We start from the raw sequence: 5,566 nt of genomic DNA, 5'->3' as shown, positions 1-5,566 counted from the left end.
TACTCCCTACTCCCTACTCCCTACTCCCTACTCCCTACTCCCTACTCCCTACTCCCTACTCCCTACTCCCTACTCCCTACTCCCTACTCCCTACTCCCTACTCCCTACTCCCTACTCCCTACTCCCTTTTCTATAGTGCTAGGGCTGTGCTTTTGGATCACCATACTTAATCAAAAGTGCGATCGCTATACTCACAACCAAAATTAACATCATACTCAAAGCTGACCCAAATCCCCAGTTTTGAGTAGCTCCTAAAAACTGGTTATAAATCAATCTTGCTCCAGTCATACTCGATGCTCCCCCTAGCAATTCCGGATTAACAAAATCCCCTAATCCAGAGATAAATACCAGCAAAGAACCTGCAGCAATTCCTGGTAGAGTTTGGGGTACAGTTACTTTCCAAAACGTTTGATAGGGATTTGCCCCTAAATCCGCCGCCGCTTCTAACAACCGTTTGTCTAACTTTTCTATAGACGCATAGAGAATCAAGACCATATATGGCAGAAAGCTGTAAGCCATGGCAATCAATACAGCAGCACTACGATTGAGCAAATCCAACCCTGGTAGTCCAAGACTAGTCAGGACTGTATTGAGAACCCCAGTCGGTCGCAGAATGCTAATCCAGGCATAAGAACGCAGTAGAGAGGATGTCCACAACGGTAATATAAAACCCAGCAGGAGTAAATTTTGCCACCGCTTGGGTGCTAGCTGAGCAATCCAATAAGCCACAGGAAATCCTAGCACAAGACAAATCACAGTGGTTCCCATGGCCAAAAAAAGCGATCGCCCCATCACTTGCAAGATTACTGGATCAAATATCCGCAAATAATTATCAATACCAGAGGGATTGACCACATCTCCTGGTCTAATGTTGGGTACCAAACTTAGTTCAAAAATCACTAGGGTTGGCAGCACCAACAACAAAGCTAACCATATACCTGCTGGACTGAGCAATCCTATGGGTTCTAACCACTGCCATTGTAAGTGTCTCTTATCTTGCATAACTGGGGATTCAGCAATGTTCTCAGTAACGCTTTCAGTGTTATTTATCATTAGTTCTTAGTCATTATTCCAAGACTTATACCAATTTTATTAAAAAATGCTATCTTTCTTTTATATATAAATTTACAACTCTTAAAAATTAGAGTGATTATTTATGATTTTATCACTTATGGTTTTTTATTCGTTATAATAACATTTATCAATAGCGTTTCGCTCTTTTTGATAGGTATTTTTAATGATATTTTTATTGCTACCGTTCCGTACTATTTTCCTAAACTTTAGGGTGTTGAAAAGGGCTAATTCCTAACTCCTAAGCACTGGTCAACTGAGTCCAGTAGCGGTCATAAACTTCGCTAACCTCGTCAACAGGTGCAAGACCTTCACAACGTTCTAACGCTGATTGTTCTGGAAACAAACTTTGATCCTCTTGGATGTCACGGGACAATAGCTTAAAGGCTTTCTGGTTTGGTGTGGCGAAGCTCAACCGTTCACAAATTTGAGCAGCAACATCTGCTTCTAACATAAAGTTAATCCAAGCGTAGGCACCCTCAAGATTGGGAGCTGTTTTGGGAATTGCCAAGGTATCGGTCCACAAGGAAGAACCACTTTTCGGTAGCACGTACTGCAAATCTGGGTTTTCTGCCATGATGTCAACAGCATCGGAGGAGTAACACATCGCAACCCATAAATCCCCAGTCAGGATTTGCGATCGCCAAGCATCAGAAGAAAATGAAGCAATACTTGGTTTTAACTCCACCAACGTTTCATAGGCCTTTTTGATCTCCTGGGGATTGGTAGAGTTGTACGAGTAACCCAACATTTTCAAAGTTGCACCCATCACTTCTCGCACATCGTTGAGCAAAGTCATCCGTCTCGATAATTTATCTTTATATTGCCAAAGATAGCTCCAATCCTCCGGTACCTTAGATAGTTTTTTGGAGTTGTAAATCAAACCTGTTGTTCCCCAGCTCAGAGGAATACTGTGCAAATTGTTGGGGTCATATATAGGATTGAGGAACTTAGAAAACAGTCGATTTATTCCGATGATGCGTTCAAAATCCAGTTTCACCAACAGATCCAACTCCACCATCTTCCGCACCATGTAGTCAGACGGGTAGATAATGCTATAGGCTCCACCCCCAGAAGCCTGAAGTCGAGCAAGCATAGCTTCGTTGGAATCAAAGACATCGACTACAGCTTTGATTCCAGTTATTTCCTTAAAGCGGTCTAGTAGCTCATCATCGGTATAGTTAGTCCAAGTGTAGATAAATAGTTTATTTCTGTCACCTGGTGAAGGAGGTGTTGGTCTGACCTCAGCTAGAGTCCAGCCACATCCAGACAAGGTTAGACCTGATAGGGTAGCGACCGTGGCTAGCTGTAAAAAGTTGCGCCTTGTAGGGCGTTTTAGTAATGATTGTCGATCCTTAGAAAGCACGATTGAAAAGGTTGAAGGTTGACGTTTGTTTTTGCCCAGGCGTCCGAAGTAGGGTAGGTTGAAGAAAGTTATTCACAACGGATTACCCATTACCCATTACCCGAAAATGGATAGGATAATTAATCCACCAGAATTGATTTAGTCAACAAATAAAAATCTCTTGCTCTACTCAGCACTATTTTCCAAGCAAACTAGGCTCAAAAACTACCGAAATCCTCAAATTATTCCTCCAACACTCGACAATCCGTGGGTGCCCAACGAGCATAAATTGTCGTGTGAGGGTCTGGTAACTTGTTATTGGTGTTGGCCAGTATGACTCTGAGACAGTCGCCACTGAGTAACTCGACCACACATTGAATATGAGTACCCAGGTACATCGCGTGTTTGAGACGTCCTTCAAAGCAATTCATTGTAGTAGTAGTAGTTGTTGTTGTTGGGGGGGAAAGACTCAGGCGAATTTTCTCTGGTCGTACACCTACTACAATATCCTGAGTATTAGAATTATCCAGGACTTCTCTAACGGATGGAGACTCAACCACAATCTTTATACCAGTCTTGGTGGTAATTTCGAGTGAGTCGGCATCGGACTGTTGCAGACGACCTTTAAATAAATTGGTATCACCGATAAAGTCTGCCACAAAGGTTGTCCGAGGATTTTCATAGATTTCTCTGGGGGAACCAACTTGCTCAATTTTACCTGCACGCATCACAGCGATACGGTCAGAAAGACTCATAGCTTCTTCTTGGTCGTGGGTCACCATCACAAAGGTTAACCCCAGGTCTTGATGGAGATTTGACAGTTCCACCTGCATCTGTTTGCGCAGCTTGAAATCTAGCGCTCCCAAAGGTTCATCCAACAACAGCACCGCTGGTCGATTAACTAATGCTCGGGCTAATGCCACTCGTTGCTGTTGACCCCCAGACAATTGAGGGGGATACCGATTCGCCAATCCCTCCAGTTTCACTTGTTTGAGGGCTGCTTTGACTCGTTCCTCAACCTCCAATGAGGGTAGCTTTTTTAGCCGTAGACCGAAGGCAATATTTTCGGAAACACTCAGGTGATTGAATAGAGCATAACTTTGAAAGACAGTATTGACAGGTCGGCGGTGTGGTGGAATATGATTCATCGAGCGTCCCTGAATCATTACCTCCCCAGCTGAAGGCATCTCAAATCCCGCTACTAAACGCAAGGTTGTAGTCTTGCCACAGCCAGACGGACCAAGAATGCTAAAAAATTCTCCTCGACGGATAGTTAAGTCAACACCACGAACAACAGTCTCGGTGTCGAACACTTTAAAAACCTTCCGGAGTTCAACATCAAGTTTAGCTGTAGTCGTAGTAGTCGGACGTGGTTCTTTAACAGTCGTTTGAAACATGGTGGTTATTTCAGCAGTAGTGATGCCCCCAGAGTCATGCCTCGTCTGTCTGCATCTGTGCAACACGGTTTCTCTCCTTGGGTTTATTTTATCCTCCAACCTAAAAATACTCCTGCAGTAGCTAAACAGATCTGCACTGATCCAGTAGCTGAGGTGCAGAAGTAAATTGCTGGGTATTAGCCGTGACTAGGTATTAAGCTAATGGTAAGAGCTATTAGAACAGGGGCAAATCAGAGCCTCCTTAATCAAGGCTTTGGGGCAGATCTAGGTGAATTAGTGTGGGCAATCCCAAGGGCATATTCCAATTCTGCTCACTACACCCGGTCACCCTAAACCCCATACCCAGTTTTAACCGACAAGCTTGGGGCGTGAGTCCTGTTGTTTTGTTGTCAATTGTCAATCCTTAATTCTTAATTGAAAAGGGAGACTTATTCGGAATCAAAGCCAATAGGTTACTGGGATTGATCAGGTGACTATTCGCCTTAATTGCCCAATTCCGTGTTCTCCAAGTGCGATTCCCCATTCTCAGACCTCTGACGATGACATTAATTCAGCCTTCCTTATCTCCATTTGCAGTACATCGATCTAATTCCCGCACTGTCGGACGCAAATACCAATCCGTAGTGATTATGGTACTGATTAGCCTATTCTTGCTGGGGGGAATTGCTTCCCGTTTAGCGTATTTACAGCTAGTTCAAGGGGAACGCAACCAACAGCTGGCAGAAAATAACCGGATTCGTCTGATTCCCAAGCCCCCTATACGGGGCAATATTTTTGACCGTAAGGGAAGAGTATTAGCTAGCTATCGGTTGTCTCACTCGGTATTTGTGTGGCCGATGGTTCTTAGGCAGGAGCAATGGCCCCAAACTCGCAAACGCCTGTCCCAAATTTTGAAGATACCAGACGCTGAGATTCAAAAGCGTCTGGAACAAGCGGGCTATAACTCTCCTTACCTACTTCGGATTGCCCGTGGTGTTACTCCCGCTCAAGTTACTGCCTTGGCTGAGTACAGCAATGAATTACAGGGGATAGAGGTGGATATTGATGCCTTGCGGTACTATCCCCATGGACAGCTATCGGCTCACGTTCTAGGTTATACTGGAGAGCTGGACTATGAAGAGCTGCAACGGCGTAAACCTGACGGCTACCGCCTCGGTGATGTGGTTGGCAAAATGGGGGTGGAGAAGTCCTATGAGCATCTGCTACGGGGAGAATGGGGCGGTCAGCAAGTAGAAGTTGATGGTGCTGGACGAGTCGTCAGGGTTCTGGGTCAGAAACAGGCACAAGCGGGTAAACCTATCCATATAACCATCGATATAGATGTGCAGAAGGCAGCCGAGGCAGCATTAGGCGATCGCAAAGGGGCAGTCGTGGCTATAGACCCCAACACCGGTGCTGTCCTCGCAATGGTTTCTCGTCCAACCTTTGACCCGAATATTTTCTCGACTCGCATCACCTCAGAAACCTGGCGAAAGCTACAAGGCAGAGGGAATCCGTTTATCAACCGGGCAATGCGAGGGTTTCCTCCAGCCAGTACATTTAAGGTGGTCACGGCTTCGGCGGGTATGGAATCTGGTCGGTATTCTCCCAAAACTGTTTTACAGACTTATCCTTACCTGTATGTCGGTGGTCATGCCTTTGGGGAGTGGAACCGAGCCGGATTTGGTCCAATGGGATTTGTGGGTGCTATGGCTTGGAGCAGTAACACCTTCTTTGGTCAAATCGGTCGAGGGGTTGGGGGGAAAACCCTGAA

General features: G+C 45.2%; 5 protein-coding genes. 2 read left to right on the top strand and 3 right to left on the bottom strand.

All coding sequences use genetic code 11. The annotated features are described in order from the left end of the window. Positions 1-138: 138 nt before the first annotated feature. The 3 genes from F6K51_RS34975 to F6K51_RS34965 form a co-directional block, all read right to left on the bottom strand. A complete protein-coding gene (locus F6K51_RS34975; RefSeq protein ID WP_293030126.1) occupies positions 139-1,002 on the bottom strand; it encodes an ABC transporter permease in 864 nt (287 codons plus the stop codon). A gap of 310 nt (positions 1,003-1,312) precedes the next feature. Further along, on the bottom strand, positions 1,313-2,437 hold the full coding sequence (locus F6K51_RS34970) for a spermidine/putrescine ABC transporter substrate-binding protein (RefSeq protein WP_293030121.1): 1,125 nt from the start codon (positions 2,435-2,437) through the stop codon (positions 1,313-1,315). 221 nt (positions 2,438-2,658) lie between these two features. After that, on the bottom strand, positions 2,659-3,813 hold the full coding sequence (locus F6K51_RS34965) for an ABC transporter ATP-binding protein (RefSeq protein ID WP_293030115.1): 1,155 nt from the start codon (positions 3,811-3,813) through the stop codon (positions 2,659-2,661). Between the two features lie 36 nt (positions 3,814-3,849). On the opposite strand from F6K51_RS34965, the gene F6K51_RS34960 reads away from it, so the two are divergent. Together F6K51_RS34960 and F6K51_RS34955 are read left to right on the top strand one after the other, a co-directional pair. After that, positions 3,850-3,978, top strand: a complete 129-nt coding sequence (locus F6K51_RS34960) for a hypothetical protein (RefSeq protein WP_293030110.1) — start codon at positions 3,850-3,852, stop codon at positions 3,976-3,978. A 374-nt stretch (positions 3,979-4,352) separates the two neighbouring features. Further along, on the top strand, positions 4,353-5,566 hold a 1,214-nt coding region (locus F6K51_RS34955), incomplete at its 3' end, for a penicillin-binding transpeptidase domain-containing protein (RefSeq protein WP_293030104.1).

Source organism: Moorena sp. SIO3I8, from assembly GCF_010692325.1.
Classification (GTDB): Bacteria; Cyanobacteriota; Cyanobacteriia; order Cyanobacteriales; family Coleofasciculaceae; genus Moorena.
This window is presented reverse-complemented; position numbering and strand designations above follow the sequence as displayed.